Raw genomic sequence first — 21,462 nt, forward strand, 5'->3', positions numbered from 1 at the left:
AGCAGGCTGAGCAGCGGATTGCGCTGCTTCAGCCTGCGGTGACGTCCCTTACTGCGACGTGCCCTCCGGGCGACCGGGCGAGGGCGAGCGCGAGTCGCAGTGCTCGGCGCCATAGGTGACCGTCGTCGCTACGACGCTCAGGAGGCCGGGACGTCCCGCTTCTCCTTGATCTTGGCTGCCTTGCCGCGCAGCTCACGCAGGTAGTACAGCTTCGCGCGACGGACGTCGCCGCGGGTCACGACCTCGACCTTCTCGACGATCGGGGTGTGCAGCGGGAAGGTCCGCTCGACGCCGACACCGAAGCTGACCTTGCGGACCGTGAAGGTCTCCTGCAGGCCACCACCCTGGCGCCGGATCACGACACCCTGGAACACCTGGACGCGGGACCGGTTGCCCTCGACGACCTTGACGTGCACCTTGACGGTGTCACCGGGACGGAAGGCGGGGATGTCGTCGCGCTTGCTCGCGTTGTCGAGCTCGTTCAGGATGTTGCTCATCAGGTGTCTCTTCCTCGCGCGTGCCACAGGTCACCCACGAATGTCTCGGTGGTGATGAAGTCATCAAAAGCGGTGCACATTTGCACAGCTCATCGCGTGCTGGGATCGGTGGTCACCCCCTGTGGCAGGAGCACCGAAGGGCAGCAACGAGCAATCTTGCCACACCGGCCCAGCGGAACCGAAATCAGCGCCGCCTGCGACGCTTGGTCAGCACCACCAGTTCGACCTTCGCGGTCTGCTGCTCGCGTCGTGTCTCACGGTAACCGGCTTTCCGGTACAGCCCGAGGTTGCGCTCACTCTCCGCACCGGTGTTCAGCTCGTACGACGTGACCTCGGGCGGCGCGAGCTTTTCTGCGACCCGCAGTAGCCGGACGCCCAGACCACGCCCCTGCCAGTCCGGCGCGACGATCAGCCGCTCGATCCGCCCAACCTCACCGTCCACGCTCAGCTGCACCGACCCAACGATCCTGGTGCCGGCCACAGCCTTGAGCACGCCGCCCTGCTTGAGCCGCTCGACACTCGCAGCCGGCTCCTCCGCGAGCGGCGGGATGGTCAGGTCGTCGTAGATCCGCCCCTCCGAGAGGAATGCGGCCAGCTGGAGCGTGTGGATCTCCCCCGCGTCCGCCTCCGTGGCCGGAAGCAGCCGGACCTCCGACGCCGGATCGTCCTTCCCCGCGACCGCATCACCCCACGCCGCGAGCAGATCAGGCCGGCGCTCCGCAGTACGTCGTACTGACTCGTCGTGATGCCACTCCGCGATCAGACGGTGGTTGCCGGACAACAGCACCTCGGGTACGTCGTACCCGCGCCAGGTCGGCGGTTTCGTGTAGACCGGGTACTCCAGCAGGCCATCGCCCGAGTGAGACTCCTCAGCGAGCGACTCCGGGTTGCCGATGACGCCGGGCAGCAGACGGGCCACCGCCTCGACCATGACGAGTACGGCGACCTCCCCGCCGTTCAGCACGTAGTCGCCGATGGAGACCTCGTCGACACGCATCCGCTCCGCCGCGTACGACGCCACCCGTGCGTCGATGCCCTCGTAGCGGCCGCAGGCGAACGCGAGCCATGGCTCGGCAGCAAGCTCGTACGCGAGCTCCTGGGTGAACGGGCGGCCCGCGGGCGTCGGCACGATCAGACGAGGCTGCGATGGGCTGTCGGGAGGCGCAACAGCATCCAGCGCCTCTCCCCACGGCTCCGGCCGCATCACCATGCCTGCTCCGCCGCCGTACGGGGTGTCGTCGACGGTCCGGTGCCGGTCGTGAGTCCAGTCGCGCAGATCGTGCAGACGGATGTCCAGGAGACCGCTCTTCACCGCCTTGCCGACCAGGGACACGTCGAGCGCGGCCAGGTACTCCGGGAAGATCGTGAGGACGTCCAGCCTCATCAGTCAGCGCCCGGCTCTGTCGGAACCACGTCAGCGCCCTCCGGGTCCAGCAGACCCGGCCGGTCGGCCACGACGACGTACTGCTTGTCCAGATTGATCTCGGGCACGAGCTCCTCGACCAGCGGCACCAGTACGGCGTTGCCCGCGGGACGCCGGATCTCCAGCAGGTCCTGCGAAGGCAGGTGGACGACGTCGATCACCTCGCCGGCCTCGACGCCGTCAGCGGTCCGGACCGCTAGGCCGACCAGCTCGCGGTCGTAGTACTCCTCCGGGTCCTCCGGCCGGGCGTCCTCGGCCACCTCGGCCTGCACGAACAAGTTGCGCAACTGCTCGGCGGCGGTGCGGTCCGCCACCTCGGCGAACTTCACCAGCAGCCGCCCGCTGTGCCACCGGCTCGCGGCGACGGTCAGCGTGCGCGGGACCTTCGAGTCCGTCACCACGGTCGCACCGTCGGCGAACCGCAGGTCCGGCTCGTCCGTCCGGACGTCGACGCCGACCTCGCCCTTGATCCCATGCGCCCGGCCGAGCCGTCCGACAGTCACCAACACCCGCAAACCTCTCTCTACAGACACGATGGACCACAGACTCGATGGACCCGAGGATATGGCGAAGGGCCGCACCGGTGCGGTGCGGCCCTTCGGGGAACTGCTGCGAGTCAGCGGCGCGGACGCCGGTTGAACTCGTCGACGAAGTCGATCCGGATCGACGACTCGGAGCTGAGCGCACCGACCACGGTGCGGATCGCCGTAGCGGTCCGGCCGTTGCGGCCGATCACCTTGCCGATGTCGTCGGGGTGGACGTGCACCTCGAGGGTGCGGCCACGCCGCAGGTTCCGGGCCCGGACGCTGACCTCGTCGGGGTTGTCCACGATGCCACGGACCAGGTGCTCGAGCGCCTCGGTCTCCATCATGGTCAGGCCTTGGCGTCGTCGGCCGGCGCGGCCTCGGCCGGAGCTTCAGCAGCCTCCGCCTTCGGCGCCTCAGCCTTGGGAGCGTCGGCCTTGGCGGCCTCGTCCTTCGGCGCGTCGTCCTTCTTGTCCGCCTTCTTCGCCGCCGACTTCTTGGCGGTGGTGGCCTCGGTCTTCAGCGTGCCGTGGGCCTCGGCCAGCGCCTCGTTGAAGATCTCCTGCTTGTCCCGCTTGGGCTCCTTGACCCGCAGCGGCGCCGGAGCGGCCTCGCCCTTGAACTTCTGCCAGTCGCCGGAGGCCTTGAAGATCGCCTCGACGGCCTCGGTCGGCTGCGCGCCGACGCTCAGCCAGTACTGCGCCCGGTCCGACTCGACGTGGATGAACGACGGCTCGGTCTTCGGGTTGTACTTCCCGATCTCCTCGATGGCGCGACCGTCCCGCTTGGTCCGGGCGTCCATCACGACGATGCGGTAGTGCGGCGCACGCTTCTTGCCGATGCGCTTCAAACGGATCTTGACTGCCACGTTTGTGGGGTCTCCCTCGGAGTACATGTCTGGGTGAGCAGCACAGCGTCGTGGGGACAACGGGTGACCACTCGAATGGGCCGGCCGGGCAGTGGAGTTAGAGGGCTGCACGAACCTGGACGGACTCAGCAGGCCATTGTGCCAGATAGGTGGGCACACGGACCAATCCGCTGTCAGACCCGGAAAGCGCTCAGCTCAGGCAGCCGGGCGGCGTACTCATCCAGCAGCTTGTGAGCGGCAGTGACCGAGTCAATCAAAGGATGCCAGGCGAAGGCCCGGAGCGCAGCGTCGCGCGAGCCGCCCACGGCAGCCTCGATCGTCGAGCGTTCGACCGCCTTGACCGAGCAGATGAGCCCGGCCTGGTGGTCGGTCAACTGGGACACCGTGACCGGCAGAGCGCCGTTCGCATCGACCGTGCACGGGATCTCCACCACCGCGTCGTCGTCCAGGTGATGCAGCACGCCCCGGTTGCGCACGTTGAGGATCAGCGAGGCGCGCTCGTTGTGGGCGATCGCCCGCATCAGCGACAGCGCGACCTGCTCGTACCCACCGGCCGCCATGTCCCGCTCGTCCCGCTCACCAGCGTCCGCGACCTCACGGCTCTCCACCATGTACGTCGACTCACGCTCGGCCCGCGTCTTCTGCCACAACTCCAGAGCCCGCTCAGGATGCCGCACCGTCTCCGCATAGAACGCGGACTGCTGCTCCAGCAGGAACTTCCCCCGCGTCTGCTGCACAGCCTGTACGGCGGCCAGCGTCTCGCGGGCGAAGTAGTAGTAATGCAGGTATTCGTTCGGAATCGCCCCCAGCGACCGCAGCCAGTCCGCCCCGAACAGCCGCCCCTCCTCGAACGACGACAACGCGTCGGAGGACTCCAGCAACGCCGGCAGCCGGTCGACTCCACCGGACCGCAAGCCCCGCAGCCAGCCCAGGTGATTCAGCCCCGCGTAGTCGTAGAACGCCGTCGACGGGTCCACTCCGAGTGCCAGCGCGGCCCGACGCCCCAGTCCGGACGGGGAGTCACAGATCCCGATCACCCGGTCGCCCAGGTACGGGATCATCGCCTCGGTCACCATCCCGGCCGGGTTGGTGAAGTTGATGACCCACGCCTCAGGCGCCACCGCTGCGATCCGCTGAGCGATCCCCACCGCAACCGGCACGGTGCGCAGTCCGTAGGCGATCCCACCGGCCCCGACCGTCTCCTGACCCAGTACGCCGAGGTCCAGCGCGACCCGCTCGTCGATGGTCCGCCCTTCCAGACCGCCCACGCGGATCGCGGAGAACACGAAGTCCGCGCCCCGCAGCGCCTCGTCCAGGTCAGTCGTCTCGGTCACCACCGGCGCGTCCGCGACTCCAGCAGCCTGCTGCCGCAACACCGCCGCGATCGACGTCAGCCGAGTCCGATCGGTGTCGAACAGCGCCACCGACGTGATCCGTCCCGTACCCCGGTCCCCGAGCAACGCCTGATACACCAACGGCACCCGGAATCCCCCACCGCCAAGGATTGTCAGTCTCACGCAAGCACCACCTGTACGCCCGCCTCTGTCAGTTGGGCCCTGGTCACCTCGTCGGCGCCGGGCTCGGTCACCACCATGAACAGCTCCCCCGGATCGCAGACCCGCCCGACGCCGTGGCCCGGGAACTTCGTCGCGTCCGCCAGCAGCACCACTCGGTCAGCGGCCTGGATCATCGCGCGCTTCACCGGTACCTCGATCATCGTGCTGTCCATCACCCGTCCGTCCGGCCGCACTCCACTGGTGCCGAGGAACAGCCAGTCGACGTGGATCTGCCGCAGGCTCTCCTCGGTCAGGTACCCCACCAGCGAGCGGTAACTCCGCCGGACGAACCCACCGAGCACGATCAGCTCGATCTGCTCGTCGTTCTCCAGCTCCTCCAGCACTGCGAGATTGCTGGTGACCACCGTCAACGACCGGCCGTGCAGATGCTGGGCGACGCGCAACGCCGTCGTACCGATGTCGAGCAGCAACGACTCACCGTCGTTCACCAGCTCCGCTGCCCGCCGCGCGATCCGGTCCTTCTCAGCAGCATGTACGGCGTTGACGTCCGCGAACGGCTCGTCGCCACCGTCAACTGCGAGCGCACCCCCGTAGACGCGGGTCAGCCGGCCCTCCGCGTGTAGTTGCTCGAGGTCGCGGCGGATCGTCGCCTCACTGACCCCGAGTCGCGTGGCCAGCACTTTGACGCCCCCGGCCCCGTCGGCCCGGAGCGCGCGGATGATCTGGTCCTGTCGCTGCTTCGGCAACACACCCAGACCGTATCACGCAAACTCCGTCATTTTCAGTCAAAGTTCTGATCAGGTATTGCGCATCTTGAGCAAGCGTTTCAAGATTCATGCACGAGTTTGATCGACCCTGCAGAAGTGTGGTGGAGAGTAGATGAGTGAGCTGGACGTGGTCGTGTCCGGCCTGGTCTTCCAGGACCTGGTGCTCGGCCTGCCCACTCCGCCACGGCCCGGCACCGAGGTGTGGGCCACGGACTCACAGGAGAGCCCGGGCGGCATCGCGAACTTCGCCGTCGCACTGGCAAGGCTCGGTCTGCGCACCGGCCTGGCCGCGGCCTTCGGCGCTGATCCCGACGGCGACAGCGTCTGGGATCGGCTGGCTGACGAGGGCATCGATCTGACTCTCTCCCGCAAGCTCGCCGGCTGGCGGACCCCACTGACGGTGGCCCTTGCCTATGACAACGATCGGGCACTGGTCACCCGGGGCACCCCTCCCCTGCTGTCGGCCGACGAGCTGATCACTGCGCCGCCGGCCGCTCGAGCTGTCGCCGCCCACATCGGCCCCTGGCCGAACGAGTGGCTGGCGAAGGCGAAGGCGGCCGGTGGCGTGGTGTTCGCCGATGTCGGATGGGACCCGTCGGAGCAGTGGGATCCCGCGGTACTCGACCAGCTCGAGCACTGCGACGTGTTCCTGCCGAACGCCGACGAGGCGATGAACTACACCCGGACGAGCCGGCCGGAGCAGGCGCTCGACCGGCTGGCCGAACTGGTGCCGCTGGTCGTCGTCTCGAACGGCGCCGCCGGCGCCTTGGCGATCGACGCCGGTACCGGCGAGCGGGTCGCCGTACCGGCGTATCCAGTGCAGGCGGCGGACACCACCGGGGCGGGTGATGTGTTCGCCGCCGGCTTCATCGCGGCCACGCTGTGGGACCTGCCGCTGGAGCTGCGGGTGCGGTTCGCCGCGCTCACCGCGGCCCTGTCCGTGACCCGGCTCGGCGGTGCCGACGCGGCGCCCCGCTGGGAGGACCTGGCGGCGTGGCAGGCCGCGCATCCCGAAGACCACCACCTCCAAGCGCTGATCAGCGCCCACTCAGGAAGGTAAGAACCATGGAGCTCTCACGTCGGACGCTGCTCGCTGGGGGCTTCGCAGCCGTGCTCGGCGGTTCCCTTGTCGGCTGCTCGTCCGGGATGGACGCCTCGTCGACGAAGAAGAATGCCTCGGGCAACATCGCGCTGTGGTGCTGGCCGGGTGGCCTGGGCAAGACCGTGCTGGACGACACCATCGCGCACTTCCCGGACCAGCACATCAAGTACTCCGAGATCGGCGACGACTTCAAGCAGAAGCTGCTGACCACGTTCAACGGCGGCACCAACATCCCCGACATCACCGGGCTCAAGGGCGAGGACATCGCCTCCTGGCTGCCGCAGGCCGACCGGTTCGTCGACCTGAACACCGTCGGCGCGAAGGACATCCTCGGCGACTACCTGGAGTGGAAGGTCAAGCAGGCCACCACGCTGGACGGCAAGCTGCTCGGCATTCCGATCGACATCGGCCCGACCGCGCTGTTCTACCGCGAGGACGTCTTCACCGCCGGCGGACTGCCCGGCAAGCCCGACGAGGTGGCCGCGCAACTGAAGACCTGGGACGACCTGCTGGCGGCCGGCCTGGAGCTGAAGGCGAAGAACCCGAAGGCTCTGATCGTGTCCGACGCGACCGACATGTACGGGATCATCGTCAGCCAGGGCACCGAACGCTACATCGACAAGGACAACAAGTTCATCGGCGACCAGGACCACATCCGCCGCGCTTGGGACCTGGCGGTGAAGGCCATCCACACCAAGGTCGACGCGAAGACCCTCGGCGGTACGCCGGACTGGAACGCCGGACTCGACCAGGGCACGGTGCCTGCGCTGTCCGGTGCGGCCTGGGTCGCGCTGGACGTGAAGGCGGCCTGCAAGACCAGCGTGGGCAAGTGGCGGCTGGCGCCGACCCCGAGCGGCCCGGCGAACTTCGGTGGTTCGTTCCTCGGCATCACCAAGAACGCCGCCGACCCGTCCGCCGCGTTCGAGGTGATCAAGTACATGCTCAGCGCGGACAACCAGGCCAAGGCATTCGCCGATGCCCAGATCTTCCCGGCCGCCCCGAAGGCGTACGACATGCCGCAACTGAAGGCGGCCGACCCGTTCTTCGGCGGCCAGGTCCCGATCGACGTGTTCGGCCCGGCCGCGAAGGCCATCCCGATCGCGTACGAAGCACCGCTCGACTCCGCGGTCGGCGCGCCGTACGGCACCCAGCTGAAGACCGTGCAGTCCGGCAGCAAGTCGTCGGAGCAGGCATGGAAGGACGCGGTCGCGCAGGCGAAGCAGATCGGCAAACGTCAGGGCGTGCAGTGACCCTGACCGCCACGGCGCCCCGCAGCGACGTCGGTACGACGGGATCCGGGCGGAAACGTCCGGTCCGGTCGTACTGGCGGTTCTACCTGGCCCTCTCGCCGTTCTACATCCTGTTCGTCGTCTTCGGTCTCTACCCGGTCGCGTCCACGATCCTGCTCGCGTTCCAGAAGTGGGACGGGCTCGGGGCGCGGCAGATGGTCGGACTGCAGAACTTCAAGTTCCTGATCGAGGACAACACGTTCTGGCTGTCGCTGTGGAACACGCTGGTGCTGTTCGTGATGTCGACCGCTCCGACGCTGTGCCTGGCCCTCCTGCTGGCGGTGATGCTGCACTCCGCGGTGCGGTTCAGCAGCGTGTACCGGTTCGCGTACTTCGTCCCGAACATCACCTCGCTGGTCGCGGCGGCGATCTTCTTCGGCGCGATCTTCAGTACCAACTTCGGTCTGATCAACGCCGGACTGCGGTCGCTGGGGCTGCCGACCGAGGACTGGCTCGGGCAGCCGTGGGGCATCAAGATCGCGATCTCGACGATGATCGTGTGGCAGTGGACCGGGTACAACACGATCATCTACCTGGCCGGATTGCAGGCGATCCCGACCGAGCAGTACGAGGCGGCCAAGGTGGACGGCGCCGGACCGGTCCGGACGTTCTTCTCGATCACGCTGCCACAACTGCGGCCGGTGGTGCTGTTCACGGTGATCATGTCGACGATCGGCGGGCTGCAGACGTTCACCGAACCGCAGGTGATGGTCGGCACCAGCGGTGGCGCGGGCCAGAGCGGCCTGACCGCGGTGATGTACTTCTACACGCAGGCGTTCGTCGCCAACGACTACGGGTACGCCGCAGCCGTTGCCTTGAGCATCTTCATGCTCGTGCTCCTGGTGACTGCGATCAACTGGCGGATCTTCCGCGGCAGGAGTGAGTCATGAGACGCGGACGGATTCTGCTGCACGTCGGACTGGGGCTGACGGCGCTCATCTCGTTGTTCCCGTTCTACTGGTCGTTGGTGATGGCAACCAACACCACTGCGGACATCTACCGGTTCCCGCCGAAGTTCACCTTCGGCTCGCAGCTCGACGACAACATCCACCACGTGCTGACGAACATCGCGTTCTTCCAGTCGATGGGTAACTCGGCGATCGTGGCGGTCTCGGCCACGGTGCTGGTGCTGTTCTTCGACTCGCTGGCCGCGTTCACGTTCGCGAAGTTCCGCTTCCCGGGACGGAATGCTTTGTTCGTCATCCTGCTGGCGACGATGCTGCTGCCCGCGCAGTTGGCCACCATCCCGCAGTTCCAGACGATGGTCGCGCTGGGCTGGGTCGGCTCGCTGAAGGCGCTGATCATCCCGGGTGCGGCGAATGCGTTCGGCATCTTCTGGATGCGTCAGTACTTCTCGCGGTCCATTCACGACGAACTGGTCGAGGCGGCGACGCTGGACGGCTGCGGCTTCATGGGGACGTACTGGCATGTGGCGCTCCCGTCGGCCCGGCCGGCGCTGGCGTTCCTGGGGATCTTCACCTTCGTCGCGTCGTGGAACGACTATCTCTGGCCGCTGATCGTGCTCACCAACCCCGACCACCTCACGCTCCAGGTGGCGTTGTCCCAGCTGAACCGATCGCACGGCGTCGACTACAGCATGGTGATGACCGGCGCGCTGCTGGCGATGATCCCGCTGATCATCGTGTTCGCCCTCTTCGCCCGCCAGTTCATCAAGGGCGCGACTGAAGGCGCACTCCGCGGCTGAGCACGCCGGCCACGATCAGCACGTTGCCGAGGATGGCGGTGATGAAGGCCGACGGCGAGTTGCCCTGGGTCAGGGCGGGGATGACGGAGATGCAGCTCATCACCGCGTACGTCGTCACCGCCGCACCCAGCCAGCTCCGGCTTCGCTTGTCGGTCGCGGCCACGGCCAGCCACGCGAGGCCGGCCGCGACGATGGGCTCGAGCAGAGCCAGCTTCGTGACGGTGAACCAGGAGTAGCCGTCGGGGTGTTTGGTCAGGGCGCTGACCAGTATCAGAACTCCGCCGGCAACGACCAGCACCGCGGCCGGCGGCCAGACCGGCCAGTAGCGCCGGCTGATGGGCCGGAGCACGATCAGCAGTACGGCGAGCATCGCGGCCGTGACGACTGTCGAGAGGGCCCACGGAGCGGTTTCGTCCCCCGAGATGCCTCCACCGAGGATCACCACGCCGTCCTCGAGCACCGAGAGAGCGAACCCGGCGATCACACCGAGCGCGATGACCCCCGACCACCGCGCGACCAGGCACGCCACCACCGCACCGACCGACGCCAGGATCGCGGGGTCACCCCAACTGCGGTACACCCACCAGCCGGTGTCGCTATGAGTCCACAAGTACTGCGAACTCTGCGGCCCGGGCCAGTTCAGCAAAACAAGCGCCACCCCACCCAGCGCCAGCACCGCAACCGCCCACCAAGGAGGCACGAATCCAGCCCCGGCCTGCACGGAGGGTGGAGTCGGTGCCACGCGTTTGGTGGTTTGCTCGGGCTCCATCTGGGCGACGGGTGCTGGGGACGCAGCAACCGGCTCGGCAACAGATGCTGCCTCAGACGCGGCAGCTGTCTCAGGCTCCGGCTGGGACACAGTCGCTGGCTCAGCAACAGGTGCCGTCGTGGACGCGGCAGCCGGCGCACGCTCCGGCTCAGTCCGAGGTGCTGCTTTGGACGCGGCGGCCGGCTCGGGCTGAGGGTTGGGGGTGGGTGCGAGGTCTGGTTCGGGTTGGGGAGGGGGTGGCTCGGTGGTGGGGAGGGTCAGGTGGACGGGGACTGTGCATTCGCCGGTTGGGCCGGCGACTATGAGCGAGGACTCGTGGTTGCCGGGGGCGGCGGGGTCGGCGCTTACTCGGATAGTTGTGCCGTCCTGCTCGACTCGGACCCACGCGGCACCGGGCGACGCCACAGCGGTCCGGGCGATGGGCGGGCCTGACACTTGCAGCTCAACCGTCGGCAGCTCTTCGCCGAGTGCGACCTCGCCAGGCGTCACCCGCGGGACAGCAGAAGCGATCGCCTCACCGGCGGCTTCGGATACCTTGCGGCTGTCGTCGGTGACCATCCGGTGGAGCGCCTGCCAAGCGGCATACGCCTGCCCGAGGTCGTCGCCGTCCAGCCGCTCGCGCAGATAGTCGACCACGCCGAACCTTGCCGCCGGCAACGGACTCTCCATCGCCTCGAGCAGAGCCGGCGCGAGCGGCGTGGGCGTGATCCGGCGGACCCGGCTGCGCGCGATCAGCAACTCACCCTGCGATCCGAACGTCCACATCTGCGGGTTCTGATTCGGCGTCACCCGATGGACCCGGTCGGTCACGAACCCGACCAACTCAGTGAGCCCAACCCATCCGTCCCCGTCCCGATCCGCCTCGCCCGTCGTCAACCCGTCCACCACGGCACTGGTGAACACCGACGGCGTCGGCGTGGCAGCGTCGGTCGCCAACTGCCCACCCTCAAAGGCGTACTCCATCGCGCTCGACGCCGTCACCACCACGCGTCCACGACCACCGCCGACCTCTTCCTGACCGACGAAAGCGTCGCGCACCTGCGCCTCACCGGACGCGCGCACGACCATGCCCCGCGGGAACGCGCCGCCGTAGCAACAATCCAGGAACAGCGCGATCCGCTGCGCGCGACTGTCCGCCATCTGCCGGTTGACGAAGTCCGCGGCCAGTGCGGTCGACGCGAGCCGAGTCGGCTTGGTGTCGGCGACGGCCAGGAACAACTCACCCGCGGAGTTCTTCAGACCGTGGCAGGAGAAGTGCAGTAACAGCAGGTCCTCCGGCGCGCGATCGGCGAAGAAGTCCTCGACCGCGAACCGGATCTCCTGAGCGGACTCGTTGTGCAGGACCTGAACCTCGAACCCCCCGACCGACGGATCGGCCAGCACCTCCGCCAGTGCGGCCGCGTCCTGTGCGGGTGCGACCAGCCTGCGCAGACCGGGATCGTCGTACTGGTCGTTGGCGACGACGAGCGCGACCCTCGAGCCGTCCATGTTACCCGTCCGCCATGGAGTGCCTACGGATGAACGCATCCACCAGTTGCTGCTGGGCCTGGTCGCTGGCGCCGGTCAGCTCGATCACGTCGCCGTCGATCGTGAGCTTCACCGTCCGCTCGTTGCCGGACCGGCGCAGCCAACCGCGGACCACCGCCACGATCGCACCGACTGCCTGCACGCCTGGCGCGACCGAGACGCTCAGCATGCCGGCGATCGCGGCGAGAGCACTCCGCGATCCGTCCGGTGCTTCGCCTTCGTGGTACGGCTCGACCGACCGTACGTCGAGCACCAGCAACTCCTGCCGGAGCAGCAACGCCAGCTCCTCGAGCCGCTCGTCGTCCGATCCCTCTTCGACGACCCCCAGCCGTACCTCCGCGCCCATGACCCCTCCCCGCCCCCAGGCCGCGCGTCGATGCCTCCACCATGCGCCTGCGGGCGTCCGCGCCACAAGGCGCTAGGCTGCGGAACCCAGAGCAGCCGCGGTACGTCGGAGGGGCGTCATGGTAGGCAAACGGGGGCGTGTGATCGGGCGGATCGCACCGGGGATCATCGGCGAGGTGATGCTGCCGGTCCGCGGTGCCACCGAGGCCTTCTACGCTTACCCCGCGATCGACGAGGTGATCGAGGTGGGCACCCAGGTGGTGGTCGTGGACTACGACCCACCGCGCACCGTCTACGTCGCTCGCGCCATCTGATTCATCGTTCCGTTCCCTGGAGGGGAAATGCTCTGGACGTACGTGATCATCGCCGCGGTGGCGGTGGTCGTCCTTCTGATCGTGTTCCGGATGGTCTGGCGGGTGGCGGAGCCGAACGAGGCGCTGATCATCTCCGGTCTCGGCGCGCACTCGAGCCAGGAGCAGGTCAACGAGACCCTCGGCTTCAAGATCGTCGTCGGCCGCGGTACCGCGGTCCTGCCGGGATTCCAGACCGTACGGCGGTTGCCGCTGGACATCCGGGCGACGCCGCTGACCGTCACCTGCGTGTCCAGCCAGGGCATCCCGCTGCACATCAAGGGTGTGACGGCGTACAAGGTCGGTGACGACTACGGCTCGATCGCGAACGCGGCCCGGCGGTTCCTGGAGCAGAGCGACGAGCAGGTGATGAGCACGATCCACGAGCTGTTCGCGGGTCACCTGCGGGCGATCGTCGGCTCGACCACGGTCGAGGAGATGCTGCACGACCGGGAGACGCTGACCACGAACATCCGCGGCTCGCTGGCCGGCGACATGGAGAAGCTCGGCCTGGTGGTCGACTCGCTGCAGATCCAGGAGATCGACGACGAGTCCGGCTACATCAAGAACCTCGGCCGCCCGCAGGCCGCCGCGGTCGAGGCCGCGGCCCGGATCGCGCAGGCCGAGCGGGACCGGGAGGCGACCGAGCGCGAGCAGGCCGCGGCGGCGAAGAAGGCCGCAGCGGTCCGGGAGAGCTCGATCGCCCAGGCCGGTTATCAGGCCGAGGTCGACCAGGCGAACTCGAAGGCGTCGCAGTCCGGTCCGCTGGCCGAGGCACTGGCCCGGCAGGAGGTCGTCGTCGCGGAGACGGAGACCGCGAAGCTGAACGCCTCGCTGGCCGAGAAGCAGCTGGAGTCGTCGGTGCTGAAGCCGGCCGACGCCGAGGCGTACCGGCAGCGCACGCTGGCCCAGGCCGCGCGTGACGCGCAGATCGCGGCCGCCGAGGCGAACGCGCGCGAGGTCCAGCTCCGCGGTGAGGCCGAGGCGAAGGCGACCGAGCTGACCGGTAAGGCCGAGGCCGCCGCCGTGCAGGCGAAGGCGATGGCCGAGGCGGCCGGTATCAAGGCCCGGGCCGAGGCGCTGGCCACCAACACCGACGCGGTCGTCGCGCAGCAGCTGGCCGAGGCCTACCCGGAGATCGTCGCCGCGGCGGCGGGCTCGTTCGAGAAGGTCGGCAACATGGTCGTGCTGAACGGTGCCCAGGGCATCGAGGACACCCTGGTCAAGACGATCACGATGGGCGGCTCCGGCTTCGCGCTGGCCAAGCAGCTGATCGACTCGCTCAGCACGCCGAAGGACCAGAAGCCGGCGCTCGAGTCGGTGCCTGACCAGCCGGCCTGATCGGCTGGGTCAAAGACCGAGGTAGGCAAGGACTGCGAGGACTCGGCGGTGGCCGGCATCCGTTGGCGGTAGGTCGAGCTTGAGGAAGACGTTGCCGACATGTTTGTGGACGGCGCCTTCGGTGACGACCAGTCGGTCGGCGATCGCCGTGTTGCCCAGTCCTTGCGCCATCAGTGCGAGTACCTCGCGTTCCCGAGGGGTGAGCCGGTCCAGCGGACTACTCCGCTTGACCATCAGTTGGCTCACCACCTCGGGATCCAGCACGGTGCCTCCGGCGGCGACCCGGCGTACCGCTTCGAGGAACTCGTCGACCCGGGAGACACGATCCTTGAGCAGGTACCCGACGCCCTCGCTGCCGGCGGCGAGCAGTTCAGCCGCGTAGACCTCCTCGACGTACTGCGAGAACACCAGCACGGGCAGGCCGGGCCGCACCCGACGGGCCTCGATCGCGGCCCGCAACCCCTCGTCGGTGAAGGTGGGCGGCAGCCGTACGTCGACTACCGCGATGTCCACCTCGTGCTCGGCGATCGCCTTCGCGAAGCCGTCCGCGTCGGCGGCGACCGCGGCCACCTCGAAGCCGGAGTTGCCCAGCAGCAGACCGAGGCCCTCGGCAAGGATCGGGTTGTCCTCGAGGATCATCACCCGCACGGGAGGATCACCTCGACGGTGGTCGGCCCACCGATCGGGCTCTGCAACTCCAGCTGACCGTCGATCGCCTGCACCCGGTGGAGCATGCCATGCAGGCCGCTCCCCCGGCCGAGCAGGTCGGCCTGCTCGTTGATCCGCGCTCCCCCGATCCCGTCATCGGTGATCATCAGGTACAGCTCTGCATCACGCCGTTCCATCAGTACGTCGACATGTCCGGCGGCGGAGTGCTTGGTGATGTTGGTGAGCGACTCGGCGACGACGAAGTACGCCGCTGCCTCGACCGGCGCGGGCACCTGACCGAGCTCACCCAGCCGGAGGTCGACCGGTAGCGGGCAGCGGGCGCACAGCGCGGACACTGCACCCGCCAGACCGCGGTCGGCAAGGATCGGCGGGTACATGGTCCGCAGTACGCCGCGCAGCTCGTGCATGGCCTGCTCTGCCCCGTCGCGGGCGTCGTCGAGCAGCTTCGCCGCCTTCTCCGGGTCGTCCGCCATCGTCTGCTTGGCAATCCCGATCCGCATCGCCAGCGACACCAGTTGCGCCTGCGTACCGTCATGCAGGTCCCGCTCGATGCGCCGCAGCTCAGCACCATGCGAATCCACCGCACCAGCCCGGCTCTTGGTCAGCTCCTCCACCCGCTGCTCCAGTCTGGCCGTCTCCAACTGCGACTCACTCGGCGCCAGCAGCTGGAGCGCTGCCTTCGCGTGGCCGCGCGCCAGGGCCGGCGCCACCCACCAGAGGAAGCTCAAACTGACCAGCACCTGCAGCGGACCGAGTGTCAACGCGGTGGTCCAACTGTTGACGTCGAGTCCCATCAGGCTGGATCCGTTGTTGAACTTCCACGTCGCCATGCTGATGAGCGCCGAGGGCGCTCCGGCCACCGAGACGACCGCAACCACCAGTTCGGGGATCATCACCAGCGGCATCAGCAGACATCGCAGGCTGCGCTTGAACGAGCTGTCCTTGAACAGCGCGACGACGTCGCCCGGCCGGCGGCGCGCCGCCCGTGGCAGCAGCTCCGGCTGCGGCACACCGAGGTACCACGCGGCGCGGTACCGCTCGATGTTGGCCAGCCGCACCAGACCGGCAGTGACATCCGGGATGAGCCAGCCCAGCAGCAGGCCGATCGGCAGTGCGGGGAGCAGCACCAGCGACTTCAGGAAGCGGACCATCAGATATCCGCTGGCCGGCATGCCCCGGGACAGGATCTTGGTCAACATGCCTCAATCGTGCGCCAACCGAAGGCCGTGGTCGGTACAGCAGGCTCTACTGTTCGGGCTCCAGCACGCCAGAAGGCCCGGGGTGATCCCCGGGCCTCCTGTCTCATCAGCACTCCGGTACGCCGGGGAGTTTCGGGTTGGGGTCCTGGATGTAGATGTTGCTCATGTAGCCGCCCTGGTCGCGGAGTTTGGCCCACCAGTTGTTGGTGGTGCCCTCGGCCGTCACCGGGTCGCCTTGGACCTGGCAGGTGACGAACACCTGGGTTGGCCCGGGCAGCTCGGTGATGATGGAGGCGGTCAGGCTCGGGGCCGAGCGGACGCGGACGCCGCTGCCGTAGGTGGTGAAGTTGTACTCCGGCGGGTTCGGGTTCCCGCCGTTCACCAGCTCCATGTAGTAGTCCCAGTTCCAGTTCGGACCCGGGTCGGTGTGGGTCTGGTTCGGCATCTCGACGTGGCCCTTGATGTGGGCCCGGTCCTTCGGGATGCCGCGACGGTCCGCGATGTTGCGGGTCAGTGCGGCCGACGAGCGGTACATCGCGTCGGTGAACCAGGACGGCTGGTCGACGAAGCCCTCGTGCTCGATGCCGATCGTGTAGCCGTTCTCTGAGCCCACGTGCCAGGCGGTGTCCTTCTCGGCCACCATCTGGGTGACCTGGCCGTCGCTGGACCGGATCACGTAGTGCGAGCTGACCTGCGCCGACGGGTTCTTGAACCAGCTGATCGTGCCCGCGTACGACCCTTGCGTCACGTGGATGACGATGGTGGAGATCGCCGCGTTCCGGCCGACCCGGTAGTTGCTGGTGCTGGCCGCGTTCCAGATCGCGCCCGGATAGTCGACCGCCGCGACCGAGGTCGGCGTCCGGGTGCCGAGCGGGGCGACCTTGGCGTAGGCGCCGAGCGCCGGCGTGACCTTCTTCGGCTCGGTGGTGACACCCGAGGCGCGGACACCGGCGCCGATGATCCGGTAGACCTCGTCGGTGTACAGCCGGGCGGTCGGGCCGTCGGCGGAGTGCGAGTACTTCGCGACCACGCCGTACCACTTGCCGAGGTCGGACCGATCGGTCAGGCCGGCCTGGTCGGCGTACGAGTCCAGGACGGCGGCGGCGCCGAGGATGTTCGACGCGTTGTCCTTGGACAACTGCGCGACCGGCAGGCTGGTGAGCTTGGTTGCCTCGGACATCGTCTGGTTCTTGTCGTTGCTGACCAGGTGCATCACGCCGTAGCCGTTGGCCTGGCTGGGCAGGCCGTTGTGGCCGTCGAGGTGCGATTCGGCGAACCCGACGCCGACGAGCAGTTCACGCGGTACGTCGTACTTCGCGGCGGCGGTGTCGAACGCGGACGAGAGGCCCGCGGAGCCGGAGGGTTGCGTCGGTTCGGCCGCGTTGCTCGGCAGTGCGCTGAGGGCGAGTGCGCCGGCGGCCGCGACGGCCAGGAGGGTTGTGGAGACGTGTCTGGGTACTCGGGCGGTTTTCCCCATCGGGCGATTCCTTCCCTTGGTCGGTCCGCCGAGGGGCGTCGGCGGTCCCGGGCTCACGCTAAGCCAAAATCTTCCGCCGAGACCAGAGTTCAGGTGAATTTCTTCCCGTCACGGCATGAATTCGGCCGATCACGCGATCATGCCACCCGATCAGCTCACCACCCGGCCGCGCAGAACGATCAGCCGCGGATGGGTCAGCACCGCCGGGTTCGCCCGCGGGTCCTCGTCGTACACCACCAGGTCGGCCGGATCGCCGGGCTGAAAGGTGCTCGGGGCCCCCAACCACTCACGCGCCGCCCACGAACCGGCGGCCAGCGCCTGCTCCCCCGACATGCCGATCTCGGTCAGCGCTTGGATCTCCTGCGCCACCAGGCCGTGCCCGAGAACTCCACCCGCGTCGGTCCCGGCATACACGGGTACGCCGGCCTCGAAGGCGTCCCGGAGTCGCTCGAGCCGGCGGTCGTACAGGTCGCGCATGTGGGCCGAGTACGTCGGGAACTTGGCGGCGGCCTGATCGGCGTACTCCGGGAAGTTCTCCAGCTGGATGAGCGTCGGCACCACCGCGACACCGTGCGCGGCCATCTGGTCGAGCATGTCCGGCAGTACGCCGGTGCTGTGCTCGATGCAGTCGATGCCAGCGGCAAGCAGATCCGGCAGAGCGTGCTCGCCGAACACGTGGGCGGTGACGCGCGCGCCGAGCTCGTGGGCGCGGGCGATCGCCGCGTCGAGCGCTTCGGCCGGCCAGCAGGCGGTCAGGTCACCGGCATCCCGGTCGATCCAGTCGCCGACCAGCTTCACCCAGCCGTCGGCACGGCGGGCCTCCTGCTCGACGTACGCGACCAGCTCGTCCGGCTCGATCTCCCAGCCGTAGTTGCGGATGTACCGCTTCGAGCGGGCGATGTGCCGGCCGGCCCGGATGATCTTCGGCAGGTCCTCGCGCTCGTCGATCCAGCGGGTGTCCGCGGCCGAACCGGCGTCGCGGACCAGCAGCGCACCGGCGGCGCGGTCGGCGATCGCCTGCTCCTCCTGCGTCTCCTTGTCGACCGCACCGCGCTGGTCGAGGCCGATGTGGCAGTGGGCGTCGACGAGACCGGGCACGATCCAGCCACCGGTGTGCACGGTGGTGACATCGGCAGCGGTGGGCCGGTCGACGACCAGCCCACCGCTGAGATGGAGCTCTTGCTGCTCGTCGGCCGGCAGCACCGTGCCGACGATTCTGAGGACGCCGGAGTCGGTCATAGGCCGACCGTATCCGGGCCGGTGCCTACGGGGCACTCACTCAGCCGTGCGAGCCGCCGCCCGGGGTGCAGCTCGGCGTGGTCGGCTCAGCCGTGCAGGGCGTCCCGCTCGGCGTGTCCGTCGGCGTCTGCGTCGGGCTATCGGTCGGCGTCGGAGTCGGGGTATCCGTCGGCGTCGGCGTCTTGGTCGGCGTCTTCGTGGGCGTCTTGGTCGGAGTCTTCGTCGGCGTCTGCGTCGGCCGGGTCGGCTTGTGCGTCGGCGTCTCGATCGGATCCGGCACCGTCGGCTCGCCGACCGGTGTCGACGGTTGCTGCGTCGGCGAGGTCGTCTTGTCGTCCGGGACGTCCGGGACCTGGCGCGGGTCGACTTTCCGCTCCGCATTCCCGGTGGACTTCGCCGTCGACAGGCTGCCCTTCTCGTTCGGGATCAGGACGGCGTTCTTGCTGTAGACCCGCATCCATCGCAGCACCGTGGAGACGAAGTCCTTGGAGTGCTGGTACCGCAGCAGGGAGGCGACCAGGTCGCGGGGTGCCTTCAGGTCGTCGCCCTCGGAGCACAGGTAGACCGCAACCGTGGTGACCGCGTCGTACACGTTGTTCGGGTTGCGGAAGCCGTCACCATTGCCGTCGGCGCCGAACTCGTCCCACACCTGGGGGATGATCTGCATCGGCCCGACCGCACGGTCCCAGGTCAGGTCGCCGTCGAACCGGCCCTGGTCGGAGTCGGTGACCCGGCCGTTGCCGCCGCGGCCGTTCAGCACCGGGCCGAGGATCTTGCCCTTGGTGGTGCCGGCCACGTCGACCCGGCCGCCGCTGGCATGGTCGGACTCGACCTTGCCGATCCCGGCCAACAACGGCCAGGTGAGCCCACAGTTCGGCCGGACCACGGCGAGATTCGCGGTGGCGCGGCGGTAGGCGGGGAACACCCCGCGCGGAATGCCGTTGACGGCGTCCGGGCTGCCCGGGCGGACCACCGAGCGACCGTCGGTCGCCCCCTGCACGGGGACGTCGGCACGGGCGGGTTTGTCAGATCCGAGCCGGCCGTCCACTCCGGGACGCTGCGGCACGACCATCGTCAGTTCGTCGAACTCACCACTGTTGAGCCCGGCCCCAGGCGATGGGGCGACCGGGCTGTCCGCCGCGAGCTGACCGGAGGCACCGGCCCCGCCCGAAGCGACTGTCACGATGGCCCCGACCAGGAGCGGGGCTGTGCACAGTGAAGCGATGATGATTTTGACCCGACGGTTACCACTACGGGTTAGGCGCATGATCCCCTCAACGATCCATACGCCAGAAAGTTACATCAAGACGACGCAAAGTTACCTGACCCGCCAACACGGCCGAAAACAGGCACCAGGTAATGCGTGAGACTACGTTGCCGGCGGCATCCAGCGCCCCGGATCGGGGGTCGTTGCTCAGTTACCCGGCTTGGGCGCCTCGCCCGGAGTCGCGGCCGTGCTCTCGTCCGACCCGGGTGCGTTGGTGTCGCACGGCGTGGGAGTCGGGCTGGGGGTCTCCGTCGGACTTGCCGTCGGCGTGGGCGTGTCCGTCGGGGTGGGCGTCGGCGTACAGGTCGTCGGCGGCGGGTCCGAGGTCGGCGGCGTCGTCGGCGGAGTGGTCGTCGGCGGGGGCGTGGTCGTCGGCGGGGTGCTGGTCGTCGGCGGCTTCGTCGTCGGCGGGGTGCTGGTCGTCGGCGGCTTCGTCGACGACGGCGGCGTGTTCGGCACCTGGGTGGGCGGCTTGCTCGACGGCGGCTTGCTCGTCGTCCGGCTCGCGGTCGGCGTCGGCGTCGACGGCTGTGCGGTCGGCGTCGGCGTGGGAGTCGTGGTGCCGCCCTCGCGGGTCGGGTCGTTGCTCTGGTCGACGTTCCCGTTGTCGTCCACCGGCGGGGTGATGACGCCCGACGTGTCCGGGATCGTCACAGTCTCCTTGCTGTACGACTGCATCCACCGGAGCACGGTCGACACATAGTCCATCGAGTGGTTGTAGCGAAGGACTGCCTGCACGAGCCCCTGCGGGTCGGACAGGTTCGCGCCGCCGGAGCAGAGGTAGTCACCGGCCGCCCGGGCCGCGTCGAAGACGTTGTGCGGATCCTTGACCCCGTCACCGTTGCCGTCCGCTCCGAAGACCTTCCACGTCCCCGGAATGAACTGCATCGGGCCGACAGCACGGTCCCACTGCGAGTTCCCGTCGTACACGCCCTGGTCGGTGTCCGCGATAGCGGCCATCCCCGGGCCACCGTCGAGCACCGGGCCGAGGATCTTGCCGCGGGTGTTCCCGTTGGACTCGACCTTGCCGCCGCTGGCGTGCGCGGACTCGACCTTGCCGATCCCGGCCAGCAGCGGCCAGGTGATGTGGCAACCCGGCGTCGCCACCGCAAGATCGTTGGCCGCCTTCTGGTACGCCGCCAGCACCGTGCCCGGAATGCCCGACGCGTCACCGGAGATGCCGGGGATCGGCTGCACCGTCCCGTCGACGGCGCCGGTCACCGGCACCGAGATCTGGGACTTCTCCTGGGTCGGCAGGCTGCCGTCGGCACCCGGCTGGGTCGGGACGTTGTTGGCCAGGTCGTCGAACTGCGCGTCCTGGCGCGGCTGGGCCAGCGCGTGCGCGTCGACGATGAACGTGTTCGAGGTCAGGCCGCCGGCGACGAACACGGCGACCATCGCGGTCGGAGGAGCCAAGCAGACCCAGGTGGCGGTCAGCTTCCCCCGCCACGTATCCAGGTTCTTGAACTGCTGCCTCATCCGCGTCCCTCGACGTTTCCGCAGTGCTGAGTCTTGCCGGGCGTAGGCACGATCTTAGTCGTCACAGGGTCTCGGGCAACCGGTAACGGTGCGCCACTTCATGCAGTA

21 protein-coding genes are annotated in these 21,462 nt (G+C 68.5%); 6 read left to right on the top strand and 15 right to left on the bottom strand.

Annotated features, from left to right (window positions below):
* Positions 1-137: 137 nt before the first annotated feature.
* The 7 genes from rplS to E0H73_RS14035 all read right to left on the bottom strand — a co-directional run bounded on the left by rplS (position 138) and on the right by E0H73_RS14035 (position 5,578).
* A complete protein-coding gene (gene rplS / locus E0H73_RS14005) occupies positions 138-497 on the bottom strand; it encodes a 50S ribosomal protein L19 (protein WP_131355015.1) in 360 nt (119 codons plus the stop codon).
* Between the two features lie 184 nt (positions 498-681).
* The gene (gene trmD / locus E0H73_RS14010) at positions 682-1,881 is read right to left on the bottom strand and encodes a tRNA (guanosine(37)-N1)-methyltransferase TrmD (protein ID WP_131355018.1); all 1,200 of its coding nucleotides are present in this window, start codon (positions 1,879-1,881) and stop codon (positions 682-684) included.
* Complete coding sequence (rimM, locus tag E0H73_RS14015) at positions 1,881-2,429, bottom strand: ribosome maturation factor RimM (protein WP_131355021.1); 549 nt, start codon at positions 2,427-2,429, stop codon at positions 1,881-1,883. Before rimM ends, trmD begins: the two co-directional genes overlap by 1 nt.
* Positions 2,430-2,536: 107 nt before the next feature.
* Positions 2,537-2,788 (bottom strand): RNA-binding protein, encoded by a 252-nt coding sequence (locus E0H73_RS14020; protein ID WP_131356518.1) that lies wholly within the window; start codon positions 2,786-2,788, stop codon positions 2,537-2,539.
* Positions 2,789-2,793: 5 nt separating this feature from the next.
* Entirely contained in the window at positions 2,794-3,312 is a 519-nt protein-coding gene (gene rpsP, locus E0H73_RS14025) for a 30S ribosomal protein S16 (RefSeq protein WP_131355024.1), read from the bottom strand.
* 173 nt (positions 3,313-3,485) lie between these two features.
* Positions 3,486-4,829, bottom strand: a complete 1,344-nt coding sequence (locus E0H73_RS14030; RefSeq protein ID WP_131355027.1) for a 6-phospho-beta-glucosidase — start codon at positions 4,827-4,829, stop codon at positions 3,486-3,488.
* A complete protein-coding gene (locus tag E0H73_RS14035; RefSeq protein WP_131355030.1) occupies positions 4,826-5,578 on the bottom strand; it encodes a DeoR/GlpR family DNA-binding transcription regulator in 753 nt (250 codons plus the stop codon). Before E0H73_RS14035 ends, E0H73_RS14030 begins: the two co-directional genes overlap by 4 nt.
* 130 nt (positions 5,579-5,708) lie before the next feature.
* Between E0H73_RS14035 and E0H73_RS14040 the strand changes: the two genes are divergently transcribed.
* The 4 genes from E0H73_RS14040 to E0H73_RS14055 are packed head-to-tail and all read left to right on the top strand — an operon-like array spanning position 5,709 to position 9,692.
* Positions 5,709-6,656 (top strand): carbohydrate kinase family protein, encoded by a 948-nt coding sequence (locus E0H73_RS14040; RefSeq protein ID WP_131355034.1) that lies wholly within the window; start codon positions 5,709-5,711, stop codon positions 6,654-6,656.
* A gap of 5 nt (positions 6,657-6,661) precedes the next feature.
* Complete coding sequence (locus tag E0H73_RS14045; protein ID WP_131355037.1) at positions 6,662-7,948, top strand: ABC transporter substrate-binding protein; 1,287 nt, start codon at positions 6,662-6,664, stop codon at positions 7,946-7,948.
* Entirely contained in the window at positions 7,945-8,877 is a 933-nt protein-coding gene (locus tag E0H73_RS14050; protein WP_131355040.1) for a carbohydrate ABC transporter permease, read from the top strand. Before E0H73_RS14045 ends, E0H73_RS14050 begins: the two co-directional genes overlap by 4 nt.
* A complete protein-coding gene (locus E0H73_RS14055; protein ID WP_131355043.1) occupies positions 8,874-9,692 on the top strand; it encodes a carbohydrate ABC transporter permease in 819 nt (272 codons plus the stop codon). Before E0H73_RS14050 ends, E0H73_RS14055 begins: the two co-directional genes overlap by 4 nt.
* On the opposite strand, the gene E0H73_RS14060 is transcribed toward E0H73_RS14055, so the two are convergent.
* Together E0H73_RS14060 and E0H73_RS14065 are read right to left on the bottom strand one after the other, a co-directional pair.
* A complete protein-coding gene (locus tag E0H73_RS14060; protein WP_165555668.1) occupies positions 9,658-11,949 on the bottom strand; it encodes a caspase, EACC1-associated type in 2,292 nt (763 codons plus the stop codon). The genes E0H73_RS14055 and E0H73_RS14060 overlap by 35 nt on opposite strands.
* Before the next feature lies 1 nt (position 11,950).
* A complete protein-coding gene (locus E0H73_RS14065; RefSeq protein WP_131355049.1) occupies positions 11,951-12,334 on the bottom strand; it encodes a hypothetical protein in 384 nt (127 codons plus the stop codon).
* A 118-nt stretch (positions 12,335-12,452) separates the two neighbouring features.
* On the opposite strand from E0H73_RS14065, the gene E0H73_RS14070 reads away from it, so the two are divergent.
* The gene (locus tag E0H73_RS14070; RefSeq protein WP_131355052.1) at positions 12,453-12,647 is read left to right on the top strand and encodes a hypothetical protein; all 195 of its coding nucleotides are present in this window, start codon (positions 12,453-12,455) and stop codon (positions 12,645-12,647) included.
* Positions 12,648-12,674: 27 nt separating this feature from the next.
* Entirely contained in the window at positions 12,675-14,024 is a 1,350-nt protein-coding gene (locus tag E0H73_RS14075) for an SPFH domain-containing protein (RefSeq protein WP_131355055.1), read from the top strand.
* Positions 14,025-14,033: 9 nt separating this feature from the next.
* Here the strand turns inward: E0H73_RS14075 and E0H73_RS14080 are convergent, their stop codons facing one another.
* The 6 genes from E0H73_RS14080 to E0H73_RS14105 form a co-directional block, all read right to left on the bottom strand.
* On the bottom strand, positions 14,034-14,672 hold the full coding sequence (locus E0H73_RS14080) for a response regulator transcription factor (protein ID WP_131355058.1): 639 nt from the start codon (positions 14,670-14,672) through the stop codon (positions 14,034-14,036).
* Complete coding sequence (locus E0H73_RS14085; RefSeq protein ID WP_131355061.1) at positions 14,663-15,892, bottom strand: sensor histidine kinase; 1,230 nt, start codon at positions 15,890-15,892, stop codon at positions 14,663-14,665. The genes E0H73_RS14080 and E0H73_RS14085 overlap by 10 nt, the downstream gene beginning before the upstream one ends.
* Before the next feature lie 106 nt (positions 15,893-15,998).
* Positions 15,999-17,369: an N-acetylmuramoyl-L-alanine amidase gene (locus tag E0H73_RS14090; protein ID WP_131355064.1), complete on the bottom strand. Its 1,371-nt coding sequence runs from the start codon at positions 17,367-17,369 to the stop codon at positions 15,999-16,001.
* A gap of 150 nt (positions 17,370-17,519) precedes the next feature.
* Positions 17,520-18,608, bottom strand: coding sequence for an amidohydrolase family protein (locus E0H73_RS14095; RefSeq protein WP_131355067.1), 1,089 nt, complete (start codon positions 18,606-18,608; stop codon positions 17,520-17,522).
* A 40-nt stretch (positions 18,609-18,648) separates the two neighbouring features.
* Positions 18,649-19,791: a lytic transglycosylase domain-containing protein gene (locus E0H73_RS14100; RefSeq protein WP_238163993.1), complete on the bottom strand. Its 1,143-nt coding sequence runs from the start codon at positions 19,789-19,791 to the stop codon at positions 18,649-18,651.
* Positions 19,792-20,022: 231 nt separating this feature from the next.
* Positions 20,023-21,354 carry a lytic transglycosylase domain-containing protein gene (locus E0H73_RS14105; protein WP_131355072.1) on the bottom strand — a complete coding sequence of 444 codons (1,332 nt, stop codon included), beginning with the start codon at positions 21,352-21,354 and terminating at the stop codon, positions 20,023-20,025.
* Between the last annotated feature and the right edge of the window lie 108 nt (positions 21,355-21,462).

It is taken from the genome of Kribbella pittospori (genome assembly GCF_004331465.1).
Lineage (GTDB): Bacteria > Actinomycetota > Actinomycetes > Propionibacteriales > Kribbellaceae > Kribbella > Kribbella pittospori.

Bases quoted from the DNA above. Each gene is read 5' to 3' on its own strand.
- E0H73_RS14105 (WP_131355072.1), bottom strand. From the start codon at position 21,354: ATGAGGCAGCAGTTCAAGAACCTGGATACGTGGCGGGGGAAGCTGACC.
- E0H73_RS14065 (WP_131355049.1), bottom strand. From the start codon at position 12,334: ATGGGCGCGGAGGTACGGCTGGGGGTCGTCGAAGAGGGATCGGACGAC.
- rplS (WP_131355015.1), bottom strand. From the start codon at position 497: ATGAGCAACATCCTGAACGAGCTCGACAACGCGAGCAAGCGCGACGAC.
- E0H73_RS14045 (WP_131355037.1), top strand. From the start codon at position 6,662: ATGGAGCTCTCACGTCGGACGCTGCTCGCTGGGGGCTTCGCAGCCGTG.
- E0H73_RS14055 (WP_131355043.1), top strand. From the start codon at position 8,874: ATGAGACGCGGACGGATTCTGCTGCACGTCGGACTGGGGCTGACGGCG.
- trmD (WP_131355018.1), bottom strand. From the start codon at position 1,881: ATGAGGCTGGACGTCCTCACGATCTTCCCGGAGTACCTGGCCGCGCTC.
- E0H73_RS14075 (WP_131355055.1), top strand. From the start codon at position 12,675: ATGCTCTGGACGTACGTGATCATCGCCGCGGTGGCGGTGGTCGTCCTT.
- E0H73_RS14085 (WP_131355061.1), bottom strand. From the start codon at position 15,892: ATGTTGACCAAGATCCTGTCCCGGGGCATGCCGGCCAGCGGATATCTG.
- E0H73_RS14090 (WP_131355064.1), bottom strand. From the start codon at position 17,369: ATGGGGAAAACCGCCCGAGTACCCAGACACGTCTCCACAACCCTCCTG.
- E0H73_RS14040 (WP_131355034.1), top strand. From the start codon at position 5,709: ATGAGTGAGCTGGACGTGGTCGTGTCCGGCCTGGTCTTCCAGGACCTG.
- E0H73_RS14020 (WP_131356518.1), bottom strand. From the start codon at position 2,788: ATGGAGACCGAGGCGCTCGAGCACCTGGTCCGTGGCATCGTGGACAAC.
- E0H73_RS14095 (WP_131355067.1), bottom strand. From the start codon at position 18,608: ATGACCGACTCCGGCGTCCTCAGAATCGTCGGCACGGTGCTGCCGGCC.
- E0H73_RS14060 (WP_165555668.1), bottom strand. From the start codon at position 11,949: ATGGACGGCTCGAGGGTCGCGCTCGTCGTCGCCAACGACCAGTACGAC.
- E0H73_RS14070 (WP_131355052.1), top strand. From the start codon at position 12,453: ATGGTAGGCAAACGGGGGCGTGTGATCGGGCGGATCGCACCGGGGATC.